Source organism: Curtobacterium sp. MCLR17_031, assembly GCF_003234775.2.
Lineage (GTDB): Bacteria > Actinomycetota > Actinomycetes > Actinomycetales > Microbacteriaceae > Curtobacterium > Curtobacterium flaccumfaciens.
This window is the reverse complement of record NZ_CP126270.1, coordinates 783,293-806,757: the sequence shown is the minus strand read 5'-3', so window position 1 is coordinate 806,757 and position 23,465 is coordinate 783,293. Positions and strand designations below refer to the sequence as shown.

The following is a 23,465-nucleotide window of genomic DNA, read 5'->3' as shown; positions in this document are numbered from 1 at the left end:
GTCGGGCGTCAGGGTTCAGGTGCTCGTCTGCAGCGTCTTCCTCGGGTACTCGTCGAAGCGCTGGAAGTACGTGCTCGAGAACCGCCCCATGTGGCGGAACCCCCACCGGTGCGCGATCTCGGCCACCGTCGTCTGCGCGCAGTCGGCGAGCTGGAGCGCGATCCGGACCCGGTCGAGGCGAACCTGCAGCAGGTACGTCATGGGGCTCACGCCGACGTGCTGCACGAAGTTCTCCTGCAGCGTGCGGGAGCTGACCCCGACAGCCCGGCAGACGTCCGCGAGCTGGAGCGGCCGGTCGCAGTGCTCCGCGAGCCAGGCCTGTGCGAGCTGCACGGTGTTCTCCGTCCGGCGCACCGGCCGCGCGTCGGGTTCGGCGTCCGCCCCGCCGAAGGCCCGCAGGACGGACTCGGCGAGCAGCACCTGTGCCGACAGGTGCCCGCGCAGGTTGCGGTCGGGGTGCAGCGCGTTGACGGCGACCGCATCGATGCGGGCGAGCAGGTTGGACACCTCGGCATCGGCCGGGCGGGATCGCAGTCGGCCGGCGAAGCGGTGGTCGAACACGACCCCGTTCACGGCGTCGAGGAAGCCGCGGTCGACCCGCAGGACCTGGACGGTCCCCGCCGGCACGAGCAGCGTGAACGGCCGGTCCGTCGGCAGGACCACCGGCACGCCGGGCCGGGTGGGCGCGTCGTCGTCGATGCGGAGACAGCCCGCGGTCGACCACGCCAGCACCGGCGTGCCGTCCGGCGTGAACGAGGCGGCGGCGGCGGTCGACACCGCCGACGACAGCAGCGCGACGTTGTGGTGGCGCACCGTCCGGTGGCGGAACGCGAACCGGTCGGTGGGCGCGAACCGGACGTCGCGACCGTCGTACACGGCACGCACCGTCCGGACGGCGTCCGCGGTGGTCCGGCCGCACCGCTCGGCGGTCCGGGGCGCGTGGCCGACGGTGACCCGCGGGACGGTGTCGCTGCTCACTGGCCCGACCCTCGCCGGGCGCGGAGGTCCGCGAAGGTGAACCGCTCGCGATCGATGTCCTCCTCGGACTGCACGATCCACCCGCGTCGGGCAGCGCGTGCCCGAGCCCGGTAGGAGGTGATGTGGACCGGGGCGACCCCCGGTGCACGCTCGTAACCACTCATCAGATCCTCCGATCTGTCACCGTGCCTCCGACCCTGTTCGAAGGGGGACAGTTTGAGTACCTCTTGGACGATAAGCGCCCGCACCGGGGTCCACAATGACCCCCGAACGGGTGCGATCCACATCCGCGCACCCCGGATAACGGCGGCGTCGTGGCGTCGGAGGCCGATCCACACGAGCGCCTCGTACCCTCCACGTATGGACCAGGCACCGACCACGGCGAGTGGTCCCGAGCACGGCGGAGCACGGCTGTCCCGCACCGTGCACGAGGCGCTGCGGTTCGTGCACGCCCACGCCCGCGAAGCGATCTCCGTACCGGACATCGCAGCCGCCGCACACCTGTCGACCCGCGGCCTGCAGAGCGCGTTCCGGCGGGAGCTGCAGACCTCACCCGCGTCGTACCTGCGCGGGGTGCGGCTCGAGGGCGTCCGCCGGGACCTGCTGTCCATGACACCCGCCGACCGTCGCACCATCGCGGACGTCGCCAAGCACTGGCACTTCAGCAACGCCGGCCGGATGGCGGCCGAGTACCGCGCCGCGTTCGGCACCGCACCGTCGGCGGCGCTCCGGTCGTTCGACCCGGAGGACCCGGACCCCCGCGCCACGTCGGACCTCGCCAGGTCCCCGGGCGAAGGATCACGCTTCCGGATCGTGCTCGACTGCGAGGTGGAGGTCGACGACGCCGACGCGACGTTCGCCAGCGCCCTGCGTCGTGCCCAGGGCGACGACCGCCCCTGGCACGGCTACGACCCCGACGGCAGCACGGCCGACGTCGTCGCGTTCCTGCTGGCGAGCGCCGTCCGCGGGGTCGCCGGAGAGACCTCCGGCATCCGGCTGCGTGCGGTCAACCCGATGATGCGGGCGCCGGACGAGCACGGCGGGTACCCGTCCGCCGAGCTCCCGCCGTGGTCGGCACCCGGCCACCCCGAACGGCAGGACGGTTCCCCAGCATGACGCTCGACCACTGCGGCCGTTGGACGGTCCTGCTCGCCGCCGCGCTCACCGCAGGACTCGCACTCGCCGGCTGCACGGCCCCGACCGCCGCCCACGCTGATGGGTTCGACGTGACCGGCTTCCAGCCCGAGAACGCCGACACCGCCCTGGTGGACGCGAACGCCGCCGCGATGGACGTGGTCGGTGTCGACGGCCTGCTGGTGAACCGCACGGGCACGAAGGTCACCGCACCGTCACGCGCCGCCAAGGCCCAGCGCAACCGGGCACACGCCAACGGGCTCACCGCGCAGCTGCTCGTCAGCAACTACTCCGAGGCCGACGGGGACTTCAGCGAGCCGATCGCGCGGAAGCTCCTGACCTCGCCCGCGAACCGCGCCCGGGCCGTCCGATCACTCGCCGCCGACGTGGCCACGGGCGGCTGGGACTCGGTCATGATCGACCTCGAGGCGCTGACCCCGGCCGAGAAGCCCGGCCTCACCGCCTTCGCCCGTGAGCTCCGGGCCGCCGTCGGCGACGACGTCCGGCTCGACATCGCCCTGTCCGCTTCGACCACGGCCGCCGGGTACGCCCGCCTGGGCTACGACGTGCGCGCCCTCCGCGCCCCGCTCGACCACCTGACGCTCATGGCGTACGACCAGCACGGCCCCTGGGAGCCGGACGCACCCGGCCCCGTCGGGTCGCTCGCGTGGTCGTCGAAGGCCGCCCGTGCGCTCGCGACCCTCGCTCCCGCCGACCAGATCGTGCTCGGTGTCGCCGGGTACGGCTACCACTGGAAGGGGAAGCGTCCGGCCGGTCAGCTCTCCGACGCCCAGGCCCGGCTCCGGGTCCGGAAGGCGGGCGCGACCGCCCACTGGGACGCGACGGTCGGCGAGTGGACCGCGACCCTGCCGAGCGGTGAGGTGCTCTGGTGGTCCGACGCACGCTCGCTGCGCGAGCGGGTCGCCCTGGCGGAGCGGCTCGGCCTGACCGGCGTCGCCGTCTGGTCACTGGACCTGTCCGACCGGATCGAACCGGTCGGGTGACCGCGACCCGCTGACGGACAGGAGGCGCGGTGCGAGCCCGCACCGCGCCTCCTGTCCGTCGCCTGGTCGCGCCCCGGGCGCGTGGTGCGCGCTGTCAGTCCTGACGGCCGCCCTGTGGCGTCGTGGCTCCGCGACGCTTCGCCTGGTGCCGCGCGACCCGGTTGCGGTTGCCGCACCCCGCGGCCGTGCACCAGACGCGGTTGTGCCGGGGCGACGTGTCCAGGTAGACCCAGCCGCACGCGTCGTCGCCGCACTGCCGCGCCGCACTGAGGTCGGACGTCAGCAGTTCCTGCGCGAGCAGTGCGATCGCACCCCGCGGCCCGGACAGGTCGGCGCGCATCCGCCACGACCACGACGCCCCGTCCGTGCCCTGCTCGAGCGTCGCGCGCCCGAGCGCAGCGACGTACTCGGACGCGACGTGGGCGGCGGCGCGCGGTGACGACGCGAACACCGCTTCGTACACCGCCTCGCGGAGCGCCAGCACCGCCGTGTGCTCCTGCGCTGCGACGTCGGGCGCGGCTGCGGCGAGCCGGCTGATCTCGTCCGCACCGCCGGGCAGGACGCCCATCTGCTCGCACCACGCCACGACAGCGCTGAAGCTGCTCAGGGTGTCGATCGAACGACGGGGATCGAGGCGCCAGTGCACGGTGTCGACGAGGTCGAGCGCCGCGTGTCCCCCCACGTCCGGGAACGTCGGCTGCGCGTCGGAGACCACCATGCTCCGAGACTAATGCGTGATCAACCGTTGTGCCATGTGCATCGCCTGCGCCAGGGTCTAATGCATGACAAGCGTTCCACGCGTTAGCGCAGCACGGGCCGGGCTCGGCCCGGACTTCACGCGGTTCTGGGTGGCGCAGGGCGCCTCGGCCGTCGGCGGGCAGGTGAGCGAACTGGCGGTGCCGTTGCTCGCCGTCGTCGTCCTGCACGCGTCCGCCGGCGAGGTCGGGGTGCTGAACGCCGCGCGGTGGCTCCCGTTCCTCCTGCTCGCGCTGCCCCTCGGGGTCCTGGTCGACCGTCGTCGCCGTCGACCGGTCCTCGTCGTGTCCGACCTCGCTCGGGCTGCGCTCACCGTGGTCGTCGTGGTGGTGGCGTTCAGCGGGGCGCTGACCCTGCCGGTGCTCGTCGTCCTGGTCGGGCTGCTCGGCGCGTTCACCGTCGCGTTCGAGGTGAGCTACCAGTCGTTCCTGCCGACGGTCGCCGGACGCCGGCAGCTCGAACGCGCGAACGGGCGGCTGGAGGCGACGGCGGCGGCGGCCGAGGTCGGTGGCCCAGGACTCGGAGGCCTGCTCGTCCAGGTGCTCTCGGCGCCGTGGGCCCTCGCGGTCCACGCCGTGACGTACGTCGTGTCGGCGGTGGCACTGCTCGGCATCCGCGCGCCCGAGGCCCGCCCGACCCCGACCGGACGGAGTGCTCTGCGCGACCTCGCCGAGGGCCTGCGGTTCGTCGGTCGCGACCGGTACCTGGTCTCGCTGGTCGGCTTCGCCGGGATCTACAACCTCTTCGCGCAGTGGGTGATGGTGCTCTTCACCGTGCACGCCGTGCGGCAGCTCGGACTGGACGCGGGGCTGCTCGGCCTCGTCTTCAGCCTCGGGGCGATCGGCGCCGTGGTCGGCGCCTCCGCGGCACCGTCGAGTGTCCGCCGGTTCGGTGCCGGGCCAGTCCTGGTCGCCTGCGCCACGGCCGAGTGCGTCGCGCTCGCAGTGCTCCCCGTGATCGATCCATCGTGGTCGACGCCGGTCACGGTCACCGTCCTGATCGGGGTGTTCGCCGTGAACGGCGCGGGGACCGCACTGTCGAGCGTCGTCGCACTCACGCTCCGGCAGCTGCGTTCGCCGGACCAGGTGCTCGGTCGCGTCAACGCCACCATGCGCTGGCTGTCCTACGGCGTCATCGCGATCGGGGCCGGGCTCGGCGGCCTGGTCGGAGAGCTGCTCGGCACGCGGACCGGCCTCGCCCTGGGGTGCGCGGGGATCTTGCTCACCGTCGTCTGGGTCGTCGCCTCACCACTCCGTGGTCTGCGCGACCCGGCCGCACTCGCCACCGACCCCGAGGCTGGTCGACGGACGGGATGAGGGGAGGCATCGGTGGTGCCGACGCCTCCCCGCACTGCCGTCAGACGAGCGACCACTCCACCAGGCGGGGGTCGCCCGGGGTGACCTCGTGCACCGCGCCCGTGACCGCGACGGTGGCGCGCTCCGTGGCGGTGCCGGGGACGGGGTGCCGGACCGGCCCGTCGCCCGAGGCGACGATCCCACCGGCTGCCACCGGGCCTCCAGGCCGGGACGCCGCCGCGTGCGACGCGACCCAGACCTGCACGTCGCCGGGCTCGACGACCTTGCGCATCCGACGGTCGGTGAACGCGAAGCGCTGCGCCGGGACGCGGAAGCGGACCCGCGCGGACTCCCCCGCGGCGAGCGCGACCCGCGCGTAGCCGAGGAGCTGCACCTCGGGCCTGGTGACGCTGCCGTGCACGTCGTGCCCGTAGAGCTGCACGACGTCCTCGCCGGCACGGGACCCGGTGTTCCGGACCGTCACCGACGCGGTGAAGACGCCGTCGGATCGGACGTCCGGGTCGACGACGAGCTCGTCGTGGGCGAAGTCGGTGTAGCCCAGGCCGAAGCCGAACGGCCGCACCGGCGTCGAGTCGGCGGCCGTGACGTCGGACGGGCCGCCGAGCCGCGGGTGCAGGTAGGTGAACGGCTGCGCACCGGCGGACCGGGGCAGGGACAGCGGCAGGCGGCCCGAGGGCGAGGCCGCGCCGGTGAGCAGGTCGGCGATCGCCAGCCCGCCGCCCTCGCCCGGGAAGAACGCCTGCACGACCGCGGCCGGACGCGGCTGGTCGCCGTCGAGCGCCCAGCCGATCGCGTACGGACGGCCGGTGAGCAGCACCATCACGGTGGGGGTGCCGGTCGCGACGACCGCCTCGACCAGCTCGCGCTGCACGCCGGGCAGGTCGAGCGACTCGGTGTCGTTGCCCTCGCCGACCGTGCCGCGGCCGAAGAGTCCGGCCTGGTCGCCGACGACGACCACCGCGACGTCCGAGGCGGAGGCCACGGCGACCGCGTCGGCGAAGCCGGCCCGGTCGTCGCCCGTGACGGCGCAGCCCGCGGCGAAGCGGACCGCCGCCGGGCCGAGGGCCCGGACGACGGCTTCGCGGACGGTCGGGATCGCGAAGCCGAGCGGCAGGTCGGGGTGCGAAGCGAGCACGTGGTTGGCGAACGAGTAGCAGCCCTGCAGGGCCTCGGCGCGGTCGGCGTTCGGGCCGATGACCGCGACCGAGGCGCCCGGTGCGAGCGGGAGGACGGGGGTGGTGCTGTCGACGGTCCCGTCAGCGCTGTCGACTGTGCCGCTGTCGTTCGACAGCAGCACGAGCGACTTCGCCGCCAGCTGCCGTGCGAGCGCCTGGTGCAGCGGGGTGTCGAGGTCGATCCCGGTGGGGGCGTCCTCGGCGAACGCGTCCGGCTCGAGCAGTCCGAGCCGCTCCTTCTGCCGGAGCACCCGGAGCACGGCACGGTCGACGAGCGCCTCGTCCACCTGCCCGCTGCGGACCCGCTCGACGAGCGGCGCGAGGTACGCGTCACCGGTCGGGAGCTCGACGTCGATGCCGGCCTCGAGCGCCAGCGCCGCGGCCTCGCCACGGTCGGCGGCGATGCCGTGCATGACCTCGAGGAACGCCACCGAGAAGTAGTCCGCGACGACGGTGCCGTCGAAGCCGAGCCGGTCGCGGAGCAGGTCGGTGAGCAGCTCGCCGTTCGCCGCGACGGGCACGCCGTCGATCTCGGCGTACGAGTTCATCACGCTCCGGGCGCCGCCGTCGCGCAGCGCCATCTCGAACGGCGGCAGGTAGACGTCGGCGACCTCGCGGGCCCCGGCGTGCACGGGGGCGTGGTTCCGCCCCGCCTGCGACGCCGAGTACCCGAGGAAGTGCTTCAGGGTCGCGTCGACCCCGGCCGACTGCAGCCCGCGCACGTACGCGGTGCCGACCGTGCCGACCAGGTAGGGGTCCTCGGCGATGCACTCGTCGACCCGCCCCCAACGCGGGTCGCGGATGACGTCGAGGACCGGCGCGAGGCCCTGGTGGACGCCGAGCTGCCGCATCGACGCACCGATCGCGGCGCCGACCTGCTCGACGAGCTCCGGGTCGAACGACGCGCCCCACGCCAGCGGCGTCGGGAACGTCGCGGCCTTCCACGCGGCGAGGCCGGTCAGGCATTCCTCGTGGACGAGCGCGGGGATCCCGAGCCGGGTCTCGCGCTGCAGGCGGCGCTGTTCGGCCCAGAGCCAGGCGGCACGCTCGTCGGGTTCGACGGGGCGGGTGCCGTAGACGCGGGTGAACTGCCCGATGCCGTCGCGGGTGAGGTCCGCCAGGGTGCTGCCCTGCTGCACGGCCGCCATCTCGCCCTGCATGGGGGCGACGACGCCGTTCTGGTCGAGCCAGTAGCCGACGAGCTGGGCGACCTTCTCGTCGAGGGTCATCACGGCGAGCAGGGCGTCGGCGCGGGGACCGGCGGTGGTCGCGGTCGCGTCGGTCGCGGTCGCGTCCGTCGCGGCTGCGTCCGTCGCGGTCGTCGCGGTCGTCGCGGTCGTTGCGTCCGTCGTGCTGTCGGCCTGGAGGCGCGGGTCGCGTCCGGCGGTCCGCGTCGCGTCGGTCGCGGTCACCCCTTCACCGCCCCGGTCAGGCCGCCGACGATGCGACGCTGGAAGATCGTGAAGAACACGAGCGCCGGGATCATCGACATCGAGGTGAACGCGAGCACCTTGGCGGTGTCGACGGAGTACTGCGACGAGAACGACTGGACCCCGAGCGGCAGCGTGTACGCGGCCTCGTTGTTCAGGATGAACAGCGGCAGGATGTAGCTGTTCCAGCTGGCGATGAACGCCAGGATGCCGACCGTGACGACGCCGGGCAGCGACAGCGGCACGACCATCCGGAAGAAGAACCCGAGACGGCTCGCTCCGTCGATCGACGCAGCCTCCTCGAGCTCGTCGGGGATCGCCCGCAGGAACGGCACCAGGATGATGACGGTGGTCGGCAGCGCGAACGCGATCTGCGGCAGGATCACGCCGGCCAGGCTGTTCGTCAGACCGAGGTCCTTGACGAGCAGGTAGAGCGGGGTGATCGCGACCGTGATCGGGAACATCAGGCCCGCGGCGAACAGGGCGTACAGCGCCCCGCGGCCGGCGAACCGGTAGCGGGCGAGCACGAAGCTCACCATCAGCCCGAGCACGACGACCCCGATGGTGGTCGTGACGGCGCTGATCGTGGAGTTGCCGAGCTGCTGCCAGAAGATGCCGCTCGACAGCACGGACCCGTAGTTGCCGAACTCGAACGGTGCCGGCAGCCCGGCGGGGCTCGTGGTGATCTGCGAGTTGGTCCGGAAGCCGCCCAGCACGATGTAGAGCACGGGTGCCAGGTTGGCGGCGACGAACAGGATCGCGACGACGTAGGTCAGCGGGTTCGCGCGTCCGATCGCGGCACTGGACCGGCGCTCCCGCACGGCCCGGCGCCCGGGGGCGACGATGCTCGTGGTGGCCATCAGTTCTTCCTCTCGGTGAGTGCACCCGCGGTGTCGCGGCGGAGCACGAAGCGCTGGTAGATCAGGGCGACCACGAGCGAGATCACGAACATCACGACCGCGACGGCGCTGCCGAAGCCGAAGTTGCCCGAGGTCCGGCCGTTGGCGACCATGTACGTCGCCATCGTCGAGGTGCCCGCGGTCGACGCGATGTACTGCCCCCAGATGATGTAGACGAGGTCGAACAGCTGCAGTGAGCCGATGATCGACAGGAACGCCCAGATGCGGATGGTCGGGCCGAGGAGCGGCAGGGTGATGCGCCGCTGGATCTGCCAGTAGCCGGCGCCGTCGATCGCGGCGGCCTCGAACAGTTCCTCGGGGATGCTCTGCAGGCCGGCGAGGAACAGGATCACCGCGAAGCCGATGTACTTCCACGAGATGATCACGAGCAGCGTCCAGATGGCGATGTCGGGGTTCGACAGCCAGTCCGCACGGAGTCCGCCCAGGCCGATGCTCTGGAACAGGTCGTTCACGGCGCCGTTCGACTGGAGCATCAGGCTCCACCCGGTGCCGACGATCACCTCGGAGATGACGTACGGCACGAAGACGAGCACGCGGACGAGCCCGCGGCCGTGCATCTTCTGGTTGAGCAGCAGGGCGAGCACGATCGCGATCGGCCCCTGCAGCACCAGCGAGAGCACGACGATGAAGCCGTTGTGCATCAGGACCGCGTGGAACGCCTTGTCCTGGAAGATGATCAGGTAGTTCTGCAGTCCGACGAAGTCGGTGGGTGGGCCGTAGCCCTGCCACTTGAAGAACCCGTAGTAGGCGGCGAGCGCCACGGGCAGGATCACGAACGTGACGAAGACGATGACCGCGGGTCCGGCGAGGACCGCGATCTCGACGCGCTTCCGCCAGTCCGCGATGCGGCGCTTGGTCCGCCGACCGGCGGGGAGCGGCGAACCGCTCCCCGCCGGGGACGTCCCCGCGGCCGTGTCCGACCCGGTGGCCGGAGTCGTACCGAGCGAGGTGTCGAGGGTCATGCTCAGCCCTTGGCCGCAGCCTGGTTGGTGGTCTCGACGATGTCCTTCGCGCTGCCCTTGCCGGCGAGCAGGTCGACGACGCTGGTGTTCAGCGCGTTGCCGACGTTCTGGCCGTACAGGGTGTCGAGGTACTGCGAGACGAACGGGGCGTCCTGGTAGGCGGCCAGGGCCGACTTCAGGTAGTCCGAGTCGACGACCGACTGGGCCTCCTTGTTCACCGGGATGGCGTTGAAGGCCTTGTAGTAGGCCTCCTGGTTGTCCTTCTGCACGATGAAGTTCAGGAAGTCGGTGCACGCCTTCTTCGGGGCCTGTGCGGAGCAGGAGTTGCCGTCGACACCACCCATCATCGACTTCGGGTCACCCTTGCCACCGTCGATCGCGGGGAACGGGAACCAGCCGAGGTCGGGCAGCGGCTTGGCGTCCGGCGTCAGCGACGCGATCACGCCCGGGTCCCACGCGCCCATGAGCTCCATGGCGGCCTTGTGGTTGGCGAGGAGACCGGCGGAGCTGCCGGCGCCCTGCTGTGCCGCGGTGGTCAGGAAGCCGTTGTTGAAGGGCTTGGTGGCATTGAAGTCCTCGAGCTGCTCGCCGGCCTTCGTCCAGCAGGCGTTGTCGAACTTCAGCGACTTCGCCGTGTCCTCGAGGGTCTTCTGGCTGCACTCGCGGAGCGCGAAGTTGTAGTACCAGTGGGCGGCCGGCCAGGCGTCCTTCGCGCCGACGGCGACCGGGTCGATGTCCTTGGCCTTGAGCTTCGTGATCGCGTCGTTCAGCTCGTCCATGGTCGTGGGCGTGCCCTCGATGCCGGCTTCCTTGAACAGGTCCTTCGAGTACCAGATGCCCTCGGGGAGCACCGCGCCCGGCATGGCGTAGGTCTTGCCGTCCTTCTCGTACCCGGCGAACGTGCCCGCGCTGATGGACTTCTTCGCGTCGGCGCTGATGGAGTCGGAGATGTCCATGAGCTGCCCGGCAGCGATCATCGCGTCCATCTTGCCGCCGCCGCGCTGCAGGAACACGTCGGGGGCGTCGCCGGAGTTGAGGGCGGTCTGGAGCTTGCCGTCCAGGTCCTCGTTCTGGATCGCCTGGGTCTTGATGGTGACGTTCGGGTACTTCTCCTCGAACGCCTTGACCGTCGAGGCCCAGTAGGCCTTGCCCGGTCCGGTGGTCGAGTTGTGCCAGAAGGTCATCGTGACCTTCCCGCCGTCCTCGGAGGCATCGCTGCCCGCCGAGCACCCACTGGCCACCAGTGCTGTGGCCCCGATCAGCGCGATGGCTGCCGCGGCACGGATCTTCCTCGTCATCGTGGAACTCCTGAAGTGTCGTCGTTGACATGCGCGACATCGACTGCCGCTGCGGAGAGCATGCCTGCTGCTCCAGGTCCATGTCAATCGATATCGATAACGTTTTCTTTACCGATGGCATGGTGCCGCAGCGGTACGGTGTGCACATGGACTCGGCACTCGGCGCGCGTCCCGGTGCCGGCCGGGTGACGATCGGCGACGTGGCGCGGGTGGCCGGGGTCTCGATCCCGACGGTGTCCAAGGTGATCAACCAGCGGGACGGGGTCGCACCCGCCACCATGCTCCGCGTGCAGCAGGTGGTCGACGACCTGGGGTACGAGACGTCGCTGGTCGCCCGGAGCCTGCGGAGTTCGCGGACCGGGGTCGTCGGCATCCTGGTGCCCGAGTTCGAGCCGTTCTCGACCGAGCTGCTCCGCGGCATCTCGCGGGCGGCCACCGGCACCGGCTACGAGCTGCTCGCCTACGCCGGCCTGATGACCGGCGCCGACCGGCCCGGGTGGGAGCGCCGGTCGCTGTCCCGCCTGTCCGGCACCCTGATCGACGGCGCGATCGTCGTCACCCCGACCACGGCACTGTCGAGCTCGTCGATCCCCGTCGTGGCGATCGACCCGCACACCGGCCCGGAGGGGCACGCCACCGTCGACGCCGACAACGAGGCCGGCGCCGTGCAGGCCGTCGAACACCTGCTGTCACTCGGACACACCCGCATCGCGCACCTGCAGGGACGCGCCGACCTGGCCTCCGCCCAGCTGCGCGCGGCCGGGTACCGCTCGGCCCTGACGGCCGCGGGCATCACGGTCGACGAGTGCCTGCTGCGTGACGGCGGCTACCAGGAGGACCAGTCCGCGGCCGTCGCCCGCGAGCTCCTGACCCTCGCCGACCGCCCCACCGCGGTGTTCGCCGCGAACGACTCGTCGGCGATCGGTGTGCTCCGCGCCGCGGCCGAGGTCGGGCTCCGCGTCCCCCAGGATCTCTCCGTCGTGGGCTTCGACGACGTGCCGCAGGCGTCCACCACGACCCCGCCGCTCACCACGGTGTCGCAGCCGCTCGCCGAACTCGGGTCGCACGCCGTGCAGATGCTCCTGACGATGCTCCGTGGCGAACCGACCACGGACCACGTCCGGCTCCCCACGACCCTGCGGGTTCGGGCGAGTACGGGCCCCGCTCCGAGGCCCGCGTCCGGCCGCTGAGCACCCGCCGCCGTCAGCGGCGCAGGGTCTGCTTCGGGTACTCGCCGAACCGGGCCGCGTAGGCCGCCGAGAACCGGCCGAGGTGGGCGAACCCCCAGCGGCGGGCAACGTCGCCGACGACCCCGGCCTGCGGGTCGAGCTCGAGCAGTTCGCCGCGCACCCGGTCGAGCCGGACCTCGCGCAGGTACGTCAGCGGCGACACGTCGAAGACCCGGCGGAACGACTCCTGGACCGACCGCACGCTCAGGCCGGCGACCTCGGACAGCTCCTGGACCGTGACGGGCTCGGCGGCGTGCGCGTGGATGTACTCCACCGCGGCGCGCAGCCGGGCGTTCCGGGGCAGGCCGAGCACCGCGGGCAGGTCGTCGGCCTGCGGCGGGAAGGTGTCCAGGAACGCGGTGGCCGCCGACCGCTTGGCCGCGTGCCACGCGTCCGAGTCGGGGCCCTCGGCGCGCAGTGCCCGGGACAGCGCCACGAGCGCCCCCTGCCAGCGCTCGGCGGTCTCCGGTTCCGGCATGCGGGTCGGGTCGAACCGCAGTGGTGCCGCTTCGACCTCCAGGTGTTCGAACGCGACGCGGTGCACGTACTCCCGCCCGAAGTGCACCAGCCGCTGGTCGTGGTCCTCGGCCGTGAACACGAAGTCGTCCTCGGGGGGCAGGAGCACGGGGACGTCCCGGCGCAACTCCATCCGGACGCGCCCGGAGTCCAGGTGCGCGGTCCCGCTGGTGATCCACGTCACCACGTAGTCGGCGCCCACGGGGACCGAGCCGCGCACGGCACCGCGGAGCTGCGAACGCCGGATGCTCACGTCGGAGTCCCCGACGGCCGTGTACCGGTACGAGAAGTCGTCGTCGAGGCGCCGGACGGACCACCGATCGGCGCCGTGGACGGCGGCGAGGTCGCGCTCGGCGGCGTCGGGGTCACCGCCGGAGACCTCGAAACGGACCGGTTCCCCGGCGGGTGCAGCGGACTGTGGAGTCGGGACGGGGTCAGCCACGGTGCCCCGCTCCCGATGCCGTCACCCGCACCGTTCCACGCTCCGCGTTATGTGGATACGCTGGTGCGGTGACTGCGGCGTATCGTGACCCGGACGAGACCCGTGCGAAGGGGGCATTGTCGTGAGCGATGTCGACCTGAACGCGGCGCTGACCCGGCTCGAGGCCGCGGTCTCCGAACTGCGCGGTCGACTGCGCGACGAGCTCGGCGTCTCCGGCGGCGACCTGACGCTGCTGCAGTTCGTCTCGCGTGCCGAAGAAGCGGGCCGGACGGTGCGCGTGAAGGACCTGTCGAAGCACCTGGGGCTCACCGGCCCGGCGGTCACCGGCATGGTGGACCGCCTCGAGCACAGCGGACACATCAGTCGTGTCCCGAACCCCGACGACGGCCGCAGCCGGTACATCGAGCTGACCGATGCTGCCCGCCGCGACTACGCGCGCGCGATGGACGGCACGAACAAGCACCTGCACGACCTGATGGCCTCCTTCTCGGAACGGGAGCGGGCCAGGTTCGTGCGGATCATCGACCGCATCGTCGCAGCCGTCGATCTCGGCGCACCGAGCCCCTGACGGCAGGGTACGGGCGGTCAGGACGGCGCTCGGACGAATGTCCAGCATGCGCAGCTAGGTAAGTTCTCTACCTATCTCCGCATGCCGGACACCCGTCACCCCTTGACGGCTCCGGAGGTCAGACCGGACACGATCGAGCGGCGGAACACCAGCACCAGGATGACGATCGGCACCGTCGCAGCGACGCTCGCGGCGAAGATCTGCGCGAACGGCACCGTGAACTGCGTTCCGAAGAGCGCGATGCCGACCGGGATCGTCCGGAACGAGTTCTCGCTGTTGAAGGTCAGTGCCATCAGGAACTCGCTCCACGACGCCGTGAAGGTGAAGACGCCGACCGTGAACAGGCCCGGCTTCGCCATCGGCAGGATCACCGACAGCACGGTCCGCCAGGCCCCGGCGCCGTCGATCTCGGACGCCTCTTCGATCGTCGACGGGATCCCCTGCAGGTAGTTCCGCATGATCCAGATGGCGAACGGCAGGTTGAACGCCACGTACGGCACGATCAGGCCCGGATACGAGTTCAGCAGCCCGAGGTTGCGCTCGAGCAGGTACAGCGGCGTCAGCACCGCGATCGCCGGGAACACCGACAGCATGAGCAGCGAGGTCATGATCGCCGTGCGCCCCCGGATGAACCGGCCGGCCAGGGCGTACCCGGCGAGGAACGCCAGCGCGAGCACGATCACCGTGGTCGACACCGACACGATGACGCTGTTCACCATGTACTGGCCGAGCGCGTTGTCGCGGAAGGCCACCACGAAGTTGTCGAAGGTGAACGACTGCGGCCAGACGGTGGGCGGCGACTGCCCGATCTCGGACGCCGGCTTGAGCGACGTCGTGACGAGCCAGTAGAGCGGCAGCGCGGTGAGCACCGCGATGACGACACCGCTGACGTTGACGGTGTTGACCCACTTGCGCCAACCCTTGCGCACACGTTGACGGGGCATCAGTCGTCCCCTCCCTTCGCCTGGTTCCGGAACGCCCGGAGGAACAGCAGACACCCGGCCGCGACGATGACCGCGGTGGAGGTCGCGATCGCCGCGCCCGGTCCGATGTTGATGTCCTGGAAGAGCACCTTGTAGCCCATGATCGCGAGCGACTGGGTGGCGGTGCCCGGGCGCCGTTCGTCAGCACGAACGGCAGGTCGAAGACCCCGAACGCCTGCAGGATGCGGAACAGCACCGCGATCGTCAGGGTCGGCGTGAGCTGCGGCAGCACCACGCGCCAGAACGTCTGCCAGGTGCTCGCACCGTCGAGCTCGGCGGCCTCGTAGTGGTCCTCCGAGATCTGCACGAGCCCGGCGAGCAGGATGATCGCGACGAACGGCGTCGTCTTCCAGATGTCCGCGACCATCAGCCCGGTGATCGCGGGCACCGGTTCGCCGAGGATCACCGGGGCGTCCCCGAACAGGCCGAAGAACCAAGTCGCGACGCCGTAGGTGCTGTCGTAGATGTACTTCCACAGCTGCGCGTTGACGATGGTCACGAGCGACCACGGGATGAGCATGAGCGCGAGCATCCAGCCGCGGGTGGCCCCCAGCCGCTCGAGCACCAGCGCGACGAGCATGCCGAGCACGAGCTCGACCGACACCGTCACCACCGTGTAGAGCACCGTGAAGCCGAGCGCGCGGTACCAGTCGGCGCTCTGCAGCAGGGCCGCGTAGTTGTCGAACCCGAACGACTGGATCGTGAAGCCCTCGTAGCCGACCTCGACGTCCGCGAAGCTCAGGACCACCGAGTACACGACCGGGAAGATCGTCACCGCCGCGACCACCAGGAGCGCCGGTGCCGCGAAGCCCCACGCGCCCCGCGAGCGGATGCGGTCGAGACGCGACCGCCCCGTCGGCCGGGGCGGCGGATCGACGCGACCCGCGCCTCCAGGCCGTGCCGGTCGTGTCGCCGTGCCGGCGCTCACAGCGCTGCTCCCTGCAGGGCGAGCGAGATGGCGGAGGCCATCGCGCTGGTGCCGCCGTCGACGGACGCCTGTCCGCCGAGGATGCTGTTGCCGTTCTGGTAGACGCCCTGCGAGACCTTCGGGTAGTAGGCGGTCGAGGTCGGGCGGGGCACGAGCGTGATGCCCGCCGCCGTGTCGTAGGTCGGGCGCTCCTGCCGCTTCGCGTCCTCGCTCACGAGCGAGGCGCTTCGGGCCGGCAGGACCCCGCCCTCGCGGGTCAGGAACTGCTGCGCGGTCTCGCTCGACATCCAGCGCGCGAAGGTCAGTGCCGCCGCGGGTTCCTGGGTGTGCGGGTTGATGTAGTTCCCCCACCCGCCGATCGTCGAGTGGTGCTCGTCCATGCCGTCGAACGTCGGCCGGGCGGCGAGCCCCACCTTGCCGGCGACCTTGCTGTCCGGGCCGTTCGCGATCCCCCACGCGTACGACCAGTTGCGGAGGAACGCCGCGCGGCCGCCGGAGAAGGCGTCGTTGGTGTCCTGCTCCTGGTACGTCAGGGTGGCCCGTGGCGACGCTCCCGACGTGACCAGCGACCGCATGAACTCGAACGCGCGCTTGGTCTCGGAGCTCGTCGTCTCGGGCTTCGTGAGGTCGTCGTTGAGCAGTGACCCGCCCGCGTCGGCGACGAACTCGGTGACGTTGCAGGTCAGTCCCTCGTACACGTCACCTTGGAACGCGAAGCCGTACGACACGTCGCCGGAGTCGACGAGCTTCGCGGCTGTCTCGCGCACTTCCTCCCACGACCCCGGCACCTGCAGGGAGTGCTTCGCGAGCAGGTCCTTCCGGTACAGGAAGAACGACTCGTCGATGTAGAGCGGGAACATGTAGTACGTGCCGTCGACACTCGCCGCGAGCCGGAGCCCCTCGGGGAACTGGTCGAAGAAGTCCTCGCCGACGAGCTGGTTCACGGGGGTCGCGAGCTTGTTCTTCGCGAACTGCCCGGGCCAGGCGACGTCACCCAGGTAGACGTCCGGCGTGCTGCTGCCGGCCGCGATCTGGGTCGTCAGGCTGGTGCGGTTCGTGTCGGTGTCGCTCGGGGCGCTGACGATCCGGACGCGGATGTTCGGGTGCTCCTTCTGGAACTCCGCGATGAGCCTCCGCCGCAGGTCACCGCCGTCCTTCGAGGCGACCTGGCCGGCCCACCAGCTGACCGTCGCCTCGCCCTCGGGCGGTTCGGTGGGCCAGTCCTCGACCCGCGTGCGCTCGGGTCGGGTGGAGCAGCCGGCGAGCAGCAGCACCCCCGCTCCCCCGAGCATGAACGTCCTCCGGTCGATTGCCATCCGTCCTCCTCGACGTGTGGTGCTGCGAACCTGTGCATCCACACAACCAGGCGGAGCCTGGGCTGTCCGCCAGGGCGGCGAGGGGTGCCGCGCTTTCGCGGTGGACGACAGTTCACGGGTTCGCGGCCCCGCGAACTGTCGCTCAGCCCGAAACGTGGCCAGCGGCGGCCTGGAGGCGCGTGGCGGGGCCGACCCGCGCCTCCAGGCCGGCAGGGGGTCAGGCCGGGGCGGGGGCCGTGGACTCGGCGATCCGCAGCGTGCACGGCAGCAGGAAGTGCGGCAGGTCCTCGGAGGTGCCATCGAGCTGCTCGATGAGGGCGTCGGCCGCCCGCACACCGAGCTCCGGGCCGGGAGCGACCATCGTCGACAGCCGCGGGTAGTGCTGGTCGGCGTTCGCCTCGGACGACGCGATACTGAGCACCGAGACGTCCTCGGGGACCCGCCGCCCGGCGGTGTAGAGCCCGACCAGGACGCCGGCGGACGAGTCGTCCTTCATCACGAGCACGGCGGTGACGTCGGGGTCCGCCGCGAGCAGGTCGCTCGTGGCCTGCCGCCCGCCGTCACTCCCGGGCCCCGCCGTGACGATCGTCCCGGTCAGTCCGCGCTCGTCCATCGCGTGCCGGAACGTCGACTCGACGCGCAGGTGCGGTGCGTAGCCGGCCATCGGGGTGCCCTCGAGGTCCTCGAGGACGAGCCCGAACCGCCGGTGCCCGAGGGTTTGGAGGTGGTCGAGGCTGTCCTCGATCGTCGTCTCGAAGTCGATGTCGACGAAGGGCAGCCCGCTGCTGTCGCGGGTCCGGCCGATCAGGGTGAACGGCACGTCGAGGTCGGTGAGGACGGCGACGCGAGGGTCGTCCATCCGCACCTCCATCAGGATGACGCCGTCCACGAGCCCGCCGGACACGAGGTCGTCGAGGTCGTCTCCCGCGGGGTCCACGGGCCAGAGCACGAGGTGGTACCCCCGCTCGGACGCACGCTCCGCCGCGCTCATGAAGAACTGCGAGGTGGTCGGGCTGAAGCGGTTGCCGGTGGTCGGGAACAGCAGTGCGATGATCCGGGTCCGCCGGCTCGCGAGCGCACGGGCGACGACGTTGCCGCGGAACTTCAGCTCGCGCATCGCGGTCCGCACCCGCGCCGTGGTTCCGGGGGTCACGTACTTCGTCCCGTTCACCACGAAGGACACGGTGGCGATCGAGACCCCCGCCCGATCGGCGACCTGCTGCATCGTGGCCATGCCGCTGATCCTAGCGCTCGTCAAGTCAGAAAAGCGCTTTACAGGTGAAGCGCTTATCTGTTAGCTTCTCGCCCCAGGAGCACAGCGACGATGACGTCAGCGGCCTCGTCGATGCGTGCCTGTCCCAGCATCCGTCAAGAGAAGAGCTCTGCAATGAAGCAAAGATTCCCCTCCCAGTCGCGCCGGACCCGCGCCCTCGTCGGCGCCGTCGCCGTGCTCGCCACGGTCCCCCTGGTCCTGTCCGGGTGCTCCGGCTCCGGATCGGCCTCGTCGGGCGGCAGCAAGGCCCTGACGATCGAGGACTACTACGACGCGAACTACAACCCGGTCTACAAGCAGTGCGCGAAGGAGGTCGGCGCGACGGTCACGATCAACCACGTCGCCGGCGCCGGCCTGATCTCGAAGGTGCTGCAGCAGGCGTCGTCGAAGACGTTGCCCGACGTCCTCATGCTCGACAACCCCGACGTGCAGCAGATCGCCTCGTCGGGTGCCCTCTCCGACCTGTCGGCCTACGGGCTCGACGCCGACGGCGACGTCCCCGGCGTGAAGGCGGCGAGCACCTACAAGGGCAAGCTCTACGGCCTGCAGTCGAACACGAACTCCATCGCGCTCTACTACAACAAGAAGCTGCTTTCGGACGCCGGTGTCCAGCCGCCCAAGACGTGGGACGAGCTCAAGGCCGCCGCGAAGAAGCTCACCAAGGGTTCGACCTACGGCTTCGCGATGAGCAACATCAACACGTACGAGGGCACCTGGCAGTTCCTGCCGTTCTTCTGGTCGAACGGTGGTGACGAGAAGAACATCGCCACCGCGGACGCCACCCAGGCCCTGCAGCTCGTCGAGGACCTGCAGGACGACGGCTCGATGTCCAAGAGCTCGATCAACTGGGCCCAGGCCGACGTCAACAACCAGTTCCTGGCCGGCAAGGCCGCGATGATGATCAACGGCCCCTGGCAGCTCCCGGCGCTCAACGAGAAGAAGAGCCTCGAGTTCGACAGCGTGCCGATCCCGACACGCACCGGCGAGGCCACGGTCGCACCGCTCGGCGGCGAGGCCTTCACCGTCCCGCAGACCGGCGACAAGGACAAGATGCAGCTCGCCGGCAAGTTCGTCGGCTGCCTGCACACGCAGAAGATGCAGAAGGCCCTGTCCGAGGTGAGCGGCAACGTGCCGACGAACCTCGAGGCCGGCGCCGCGTGGGCGAAGGACCACCCGCAGGTCGCGTCCTTCGTCACCACCGTCCAGACCGCCCGCGCGCGCACCGGTGAGCTCGGGCCCGACTGGCCCAAGGCCGCCACGAAGATCTACACCGCCGTCCAGCTCGCCCTCACCGGCAAGGCCAGCCCCGAGGCAGCGCTCAAGCAGGCGCAGTCCCAAGAGCAGTAGTCCACGGGGAGCCGGCCGACCGGTCGGCTCCCTCCGGCGACGAGGAAAGGACCCCGGCGTGAGCGCCTCGACACAGACACGACCACGGACGATCCCGCCCGTGACGACACCCCGACCCGGGCAACGACGAGCCCGGTTCCGATCCGGCGTGACCCGATGGCTCTTCGTGGTGCCAGCGGCGGTCTTCGTGGCCGTCTTCTTCGGCTACCCGGTGGTGAAGAACATCGTCATGTCCTTCCAGGACTACACGACGGCGACCTTCTTCACCGGCGAGGCCCCCTGGGTGGGACTCGCCAACTACGTCTCGGTGTTCCAGAGCTCGGTCTTCACGACGAGCCTCGTGAACACCGCGCTGTTCACGGCGGGCTCGATCATCCTGCAGTTCGTCATCGGGCTGAGCCTGGCGCTGTTCTTCCGCCGGCACTTCCCGCTGTCGGGCTTCCTGCGGGGGCTCCTGCTCCTGCCGTGGCTGCTGCCGCTCATCGCGTCCAGCGCGGTGTGGAAGTGGCTGCTCGACCAGGACAGCGGCGCGCTCAACCAGCTCCTCGGCGTGGTGGGCATCGCCCCCGTGCCGTGGCTGGTCAGCCCGAGCCTGGCGCTCATCGCCGTGATCGGCGTCAACGTCTGGCTCGGCATCCCGTTCAACACGACGATCCTGTACAGCGGTCTGCAGTCCGTGCCCCCGGAGCTCTACGAGGCCGGCTCGCTCGACGGCGCCACCGGGTTCAAGGCGTTCTGGTACATCACGTGGCCGAGCATCCGATCGGTGGTCAGCGTCGTGATCGTGCTCGGGGTCGTCTACACGTTGAAGGTCGTGGACATCATCCTCGGCCTGACCGGCGGCGGCCCGGCGAACTCGACCCAGACCCTGGCCACGAACGCCTACCACCAGTCGTTCATCAACTTCCAGTTCGGCATCGGAGCCGCGGTCAGCAACGTGCTGATCGTCGTCTCGTTCGTCTTCGCGATGGTCTACATCGCGATCTCACGGAAGGCGGTCGACGAATGAGCGTCGGACTCGCGAACCAGACCGTCACCGCCACCCGCGCGATCACGACCAAGAGCGCCCGTGCTCCCCGGCAACGCGGTTCCGCCAAGGGCATCCCGTTCACGATCCTCGGCTGCGTGTTCCTCGCGATCATGGTGTTCCCCGTCTACTGGATGGTGAACACCAGCCTGCAGGCGACGTCCGGGGCCGCCACGGCGACGTGGTTCCCGTTCTCCCCCACCTTCGCCGGGTACCAGGCCGCGTTCGCCCAGCAGGGGCAGAACTTCGTGTCGAGCATGATCATCGGGCTCGGGACCGTCCTGCTGACGCTGGCCATCGCGACACCCGCCGCGTACGGGCTCGCACGGTTCCGGATGCGCGGCGGCCGGGTGTTCCTGCTCGTGCTGCTGATCACGCAGATGATCCCGGCGATCGTCATCGCGAACGCGCTGTACACGCTGTTCAACAACATCGGGCTGCTCAACAGTTACGTCGGCCTGATCCTGGCCGACAGCGCGGTCCAGGTGCCCTTCGCGATCCTGCTCATGCGGGCGTTCATGGAGTCGATCCCACCGAGCCTGGTCGAGGCGGCACTCGTCGACGGCGCCAGCGACTTCCGGGCGTTCGTGTCGATCGTCGTGCCGATCAGCCGGAACGCCATCGTCACCGCGGCGCTCTTCACCTTCCTCGGCGCGTGGGGCGACTTCCTCATCGCACTGACCCTGACGTCGACGACCGCGGTCCGACCGATCACGCTCGGCATCTACAACTACATCGGGTCGAACGTCACCGACTGGGGGCCCGTCATGGCGACCTCGGTGCTGGCGTCCCTGCCCGCTGCTGTCCTGCTCATCTTCGCGCAGAAGTACATCTCCGCTGGTGCCCTCGGCGGTGCCGTCAAGTGACGGCACCGGACCGACGCCGCCACGCATCCCCCGAAAGGCACACACCATGACCACCACCCCGCTCCGCATCACCGTCTGGGGCGAGAACGTCCATGAACAGGTCGAGCAGCACGTCGCCGAGCGGTACCCCGACGGCATGCACGGCGCGATCGCGGACGGCATCCGCGAGCACCTGCCCGAGGCCGTCGTCCGGACCGCCACCATGCAGGAGCCCGAGCACGGCCTCACCGACGAGGTCCTCGCGAACACCGACGTCCTCACCTGGTGGGGGCACGCCGCACACCAGGACGTCGACGACGCCGTGGTCGACCGGGTGCACAAGCACGTGCTCTCCGGCATGGGGCTGCTCGTCCTGCACTCCGGCCACTGGTCGAAGATCTTCGGCAAGCTGATGGGCACCACCTGCACCCTCCGCTGGCGCAGCGAGCACGATCAGGAACTCGTCTGGACCGTCAACCCGCAGCACCCGATCACCCGCGGTGTGCCGAACCCGATCGTCATCCCCGAGCAGGAGATGTACGGCGAGTACTTCGACGTCCCGACCCCCGACGAGCTCGTGTTCATCTCGGGCTTCACCGGCGGCGAGGTGTTCCGGAGCGGCATGACGTACCGCCGCGGCCTCGGGAAGATCTTCTACTTCTCCCCCGGTGACCAGGACTTCCCCGTCTACCACCACCCGGACGTCCGCCGCGTGATCGCGAACGGTGCCGAGTGGGCGCGGCCCGAGCGCGAGCGGGAGATCCCGACGCTCCGCCGATACGACCTGGGCGAGTACTTCGACGGGCAGCACTACCGCGGCCCGTTCGACGACGCCGAGCCCGAGACCGCCGAGCCGGCGGCCAGCGAGCCGGCGGCCGAGCAGGAAGCCGAGCGCGACGGGGCCCAGGCGTGAGCCCCCTCCGCGTCCTGCAGGTCGGCGCCGGCGGGATGGGGCGGGCCTGGCTCGCCACCGTCGCCGCCGACCCCGACGTCGAGCTGGTCGGCATCGTCGACCTCGACCTCGACGCCGCCCGTGCCGGGGCCGAGCACGCCGGCGACCCGTCGATCCCGGTCGGCACGGACCTGACCGTGCTGGCCGCCGAGACCGGTGCCGAGGCCGTCCTCGACATCACCGTGCCGGTCGCGCACCACCCGGTCACGCTGCAGGCGCTCCGGGCCGGGCTCCCCGTGCTCGGCGAGAAGCCCGCCGCGCAGACCGTCGCCGAAGCGCTGTCGCTCGCCGCCGCCGCCGAGGCCACCGGCAAGCTGTTCATGGTGTCGCAGTCCCGCCGCTACAACGACCAGCTCGTCGCGTTCCGGCAGCACGTCCGCGACCTCGGTGCCGTGGGCGGGCTGAGCACCCGGTTCGCGAAGGCGCCGCACTTCGGTGGGTTCCGCGAGGAGATGGACGACGTCCTGCTGCTCGACATGGCCATCCACGCCTTCGACTCCGCCCGGTACGTGCTCGAACGCGACCCGGTGTCGGTGTACTGCGAGTCGTGGAACCCGTCGTGGTCCTGGTACCGGGGCGACGCGGCGGCCGCAGCCGTCTTCACGTTCGAGGACGACGTCCGCTACGTCTACGACGGCTCGTGGTGCGCGCCGGGTGCCGAGACCTCGTGGAACGGCGACTGGCGTGCCTCCGGAGCGGCCGGCACGGCACTCTGGGACGGCGACCACGACCCGTCGAGCGACCTCGACGGCACCCCCGGCTCCCCTGCCGCTGCGCCGTCGGTCGGGCACGAGATCGCCGGGTCGCTGGCGTCCTTCGTCCGGGCGGTCCGCTCCGGCGAGGTGCCGGACGGCGAGGTGCACGGCAACGTGATGAGCCTGACCATGGTCGACGCGGCCATCACCTCGGCCCGCAGCGGGCGCCGGGTCGTCATCGACGAGGTGCTCGAACAGGCGCACCGGGACGCCCTGGCCGCCGAGCAGGACGACGCGGTCCGCGACCGCCTGGCCGGGTGGGAGTCGGTCCGCGGCGCCCTGCGCGAGCGGCTGCCCGCGTCCTGAGACGC

22 protein-coding genes and 1 pseudogene are annotated in these 23,465 nt (G+C 70.9%); 11 read left to right on the top strand and 12 right to left on the bottom strand.

The window, feature by feature from the left end:
* Positions 1-15: 15 nt before the first annotated feature.
* Positions 16-978 carry a helix-turn-helix transcriptional regulator gene (locus DEI96_RS03985; RefSeq protein ID WP_111024608.1) on the bottom strand — a complete coding sequence of 321 codons (963 nt, stop codon included), beginning with the start codon at positions 976-978 and terminating at the stop codon, positions 16-18.
* A gap of 360 nt (positions 979-1,338) precedes the next feature.
* Here DEI96_RS03985 and DEI96_RS03980 point away from each other — a divergent pair, with 360 nt between their 5' ends.
* On the top strand, positions 1,339-2,094 hold the full coding sequence (locus tag DEI96_RS03980) for a helix-turn-helix domain-containing protein (protein WP_111024610.1): 756 nt from the start codon (positions 1,339-1,341) through the stop codon (positions 2,092-2,094).
* Positions 2,091-3,116 carry a glycosyl hydrolase family 18 protein gene (locus DEI96_RS03975; RefSeq protein WP_111024611.1) on the top strand — a complete coding sequence of 342 codons (1,026 nt, stop codon included), beginning with the start codon at positions 2,091-2,093 and terminating at the stop codon, positions 3,114-3,116. The genes DEI96_RS03980 and DEI96_RS03975 overlap by 4 nt, the downstream gene beginning before the upstream one ends.
* A gap of 94 nt (positions 3,117-3,210) precedes the next feature.
* Here DEI96_RS03975 and DEI96_RS03970 read toward each other — a convergent pair whose 3' ends face one another.
* The gene (locus DEI96_RS03970; protein WP_111024612.1) at positions 3,211-3,834 is read right to left on the bottom strand and encodes a CGNR zinc finger domain-containing protein; all 624 of its coding nucleotides are present in this window, start codon (positions 3,832-3,834) and stop codon (positions 3,211-3,213) included.
* 64 nt (positions 3,835-3,898) lie between these two features.
* Here DEI96_RS03970 and DEI96_RS03965 point away from each other — a divergent pair, with 64 nt between their 5' ends.
* A complete protein-coding gene (locus DEI96_RS03965) occupies positions 3,899-5,188 on the top strand; it encodes an MFS transporter (RefSeq protein ID WP_111024613.1) in 1,290 nt (429 codons plus the stop codon).
* Positions 5,189-5,228: 40 nt separating this feature from the next.
* Here DEI96_RS03965 and DEI96_RS03960 read toward each other — a convergent pair whose 3' ends face one another.
* From DEI96_RS03960 to DEI96_RS03945, 4 genes are all read right to left on the bottom strand, one after another.
* Positions 5,229-7,592, bottom strand: a complete 2,364-nt coding sequence (locus DEI96_RS03960; RefSeq protein WP_502866301.1) for a beta-xylosidase/alpha-l-arabinosidase — start codon at positions 7,590-7,592, stop codon at positions 5,229-5,231.
* 179 nt (positions 7,593-7,771) lie between these two features.
* On the bottom strand, positions 7,772-8,653 hold the full coding sequence (locus tag DEI96_RS03955) for a carbohydrate ABC transporter permease (protein WP_111024614.1): 882 nt from the start codon (positions 8,651-8,653) through the stop codon (positions 7,772-7,774).
* Positions 8,653-9,675, bottom strand: coding sequence for a carbohydrate ABC transporter permease (locus tag DEI96_RS03950; protein ID WP_071405209.1), 1,023 nt, complete (start codon positions 9,673-9,675; stop codon positions 8,653-8,655). Before DEI96_RS03950 ends, DEI96_RS03955 begins: the two co-directional genes overlap by 1 nt.
* Positions 9,676-9,677: 2 nt before the next feature.
* Positions 9,678-10,973, bottom strand: coding sequence for an ABC transporter substrate-binding protein (locus DEI96_RS03945; protein WP_111024615.1), 1,296 nt, complete (start codon positions 10,971-10,973; stop codon positions 9,678-9,680).
* 146 nt (positions 10,974-11,119) lie between these two features.
* On the opposite strand from DEI96_RS03945, the gene DEI96_RS03940 reads away from it, so the two are divergent.
* On the top strand, positions 11,120-12,163 hold the full coding sequence (locus DEI96_RS03940; RefSeq protein ID WP_071246046.1) for a LacI family DNA-binding transcriptional regulator: 1,044 nt from the start codon (positions 11,120-11,122) through the stop codon (positions 12,161-12,163).
* 13 nt (positions 12,164-12,176) lie between these two features.
* Here the strand turns inward: DEI96_RS03940 and DEI96_RS03935 are convergent, their stop codons facing one another.
* Entirely contained in the window at positions 12,177-13,160 is a 984-nt protein-coding gene (locus DEI96_RS03935) for an AraC family transcriptional regulator (protein WP_111024616.1), read from the bottom strand.
* A 121-nt stretch (positions 13,161-13,281) separates the two neighbouring features.
* Between DEI96_RS03935 and DEI96_RS03930 the strand changes: the two genes are divergently transcribed.
* On the top strand, positions 13,282-13,728 hold the full coding sequence (locus tag DEI96_RS03930) for a MarR family winged helix-turn-helix transcriptional regulator (RefSeq protein WP_164941227.1): 447 nt from the start codon (positions 13,282-13,284) through the stop codon (positions 13,726-13,728).
* 95 nt (positions 13,729-13,823) lie between these two features.
* Here DEI96_RS03930 and DEI96_RS03925 read toward each other — a convergent pair whose 3' ends face one another.
* From DEI96_RS03925 to DEI96_RS18055, 3 genes and pseudogenes are all read right to left on the bottom strand, one after another.
* Complete coding sequence (locus DEI96_RS03925; protein ID WP_027464448.1) at positions 13,824-14,672, bottom strand: carbohydrate ABC transporter permease; 849 nt, start codon at positions 14,670-14,672, stop codon at positions 13,824-13,826.
* Complete coding sequence (locus DEI96_RS03920; RefSeq protein ID WP_220039144.1) at positions 14,672-14,812, bottom strand: hypothetical protein; 141 nt, start codon at positions 14,810-14,812, stop codon at positions 14,672-14,674. The genes DEI96_RS03925 and DEI96_RS03920 overlap by 1 nt, the downstream gene beginning before the upstream one ends.
* A 98-nt stretch (positions 14,813-14,910) precedes the next feature.
* Positions 14,911-15,243, bottom strand: a pseudogene (locus DEI96_RS18055) (carbohydrate ABC transporter permease); the annotation flags it as partial.
* Between DEI96_RS18055 and DEI96_RS03915 the strand changes: the two are divergent.
* On the top strand, positions 15,176-15,331 hold the full coding sequence (locus tag DEI96_RS03915; RefSeq protein WP_284183630.1) for a hypothetical protein: 156 nt from the start codon (positions 15,176-15,178) through the stop codon (positions 15,329-15,331). The pseudogene DEI96_RS18055 and the gene DEI96_RS03915 sit on opposite strands and share 68 nt — an antisense overlap.
* A gap of 304 nt (positions 15,332-15,635) precedes the next feature.
* Here DEI96_RS03915 and DEI96_RS03910 read toward each other — a convergent pair whose 3' ends face one another.
* A complete protein-coding gene (locus DEI96_RS03910) occupies positions 15,636-16,955 on the bottom strand; it encodes an ABC transporter substrate-binding protein (protein WP_181440584.1) in 1,320 nt (439 codons plus the stop codon).
* Positions 16,956-17,172: 217 nt separating this feature from the next.
* Positions 17,173-18,189 carry a LacI family DNA-binding transcriptional regulator gene (locus tag DEI96_RS03905; RefSeq protein WP_181433146.1) on the bottom strand — a complete coding sequence of 339 codons (1,017 nt, stop codon included), beginning with the start codon at positions 18,187-18,189 and terminating at the stop codon, positions 17,173-17,175.
* A 153-nt stretch (positions 18,190-18,342) separates the two neighbouring features.
* Here DEI96_RS03905 and DEI96_RS03900 point away from each other — a divergent pair, with 153 nt between their 5' ends.
* The 5 genes from DEI96_RS03900 to DEI96_RS03880 all read left to right on the top strand — a co-directional run bounded on the left by DEI96_RS03900 (position 18,343) and on the right by DEI96_RS03880 (position 23,460).
* On the top strand, positions 18,343-19,575 hold the full coding sequence (locus DEI96_RS03900) for a sugar ABC transporter substrate-binding protein (protein ID WP_111024619.1): 1,233 nt from the start codon (positions 18,343-18,345) through the stop codon (positions 19,573-19,575).
* 148 nt (positions 19,576-19,723) lie between these two features.
* Complete coding sequence (locus DEI96_RS03895) at positions 19,724-20,584, top strand: carbohydrate ABC transporter permease (RefSeq protein WP_111024620.1); 861 nt, start codon at positions 19,724-19,726, stop codon at positions 20,582-20,584.
* Positions 20,581-21,468 carry a carbohydrate ABC transporter permease gene (locus tag DEI96_RS03890; RefSeq protein ID WP_111024621.1) on the top strand — a complete coding sequence of 296 codons (888 nt, stop codon included), beginning with the start codon at positions 20,581-20,583 and terminating at the stop codon, positions 21,466-21,468. The genes DEI96_RS03895 and DEI96_RS03890 overlap by 4 nt, the downstream gene beginning before the upstream one ends.
* 46 nt (positions 21,469-21,514) lie before the next feature.
* A complete protein-coding gene (locus DEI96_RS03885) occupies positions 21,515-22,360 on the top strand; it encodes a ThuA domain-containing protein (protein WP_111024622.1) in 846 nt (281 codons plus the stop codon).
* On the top strand, positions 22,357-23,460 hold the full coding sequence (locus DEI96_RS03880; RefSeq protein ID WP_111024623.1) for a Gfo/Idh/MocA family protein: 1,104 nt from the start codon (positions 22,357-22,359) through the stop codon (positions 23,458-23,460). The genes DEI96_RS03885 and DEI96_RS03880 overlap by 4 nt, the downstream gene beginning before the upstream one ends.
* Positions 23,461-23,465 lie beyond the last annotated feature (5 nt).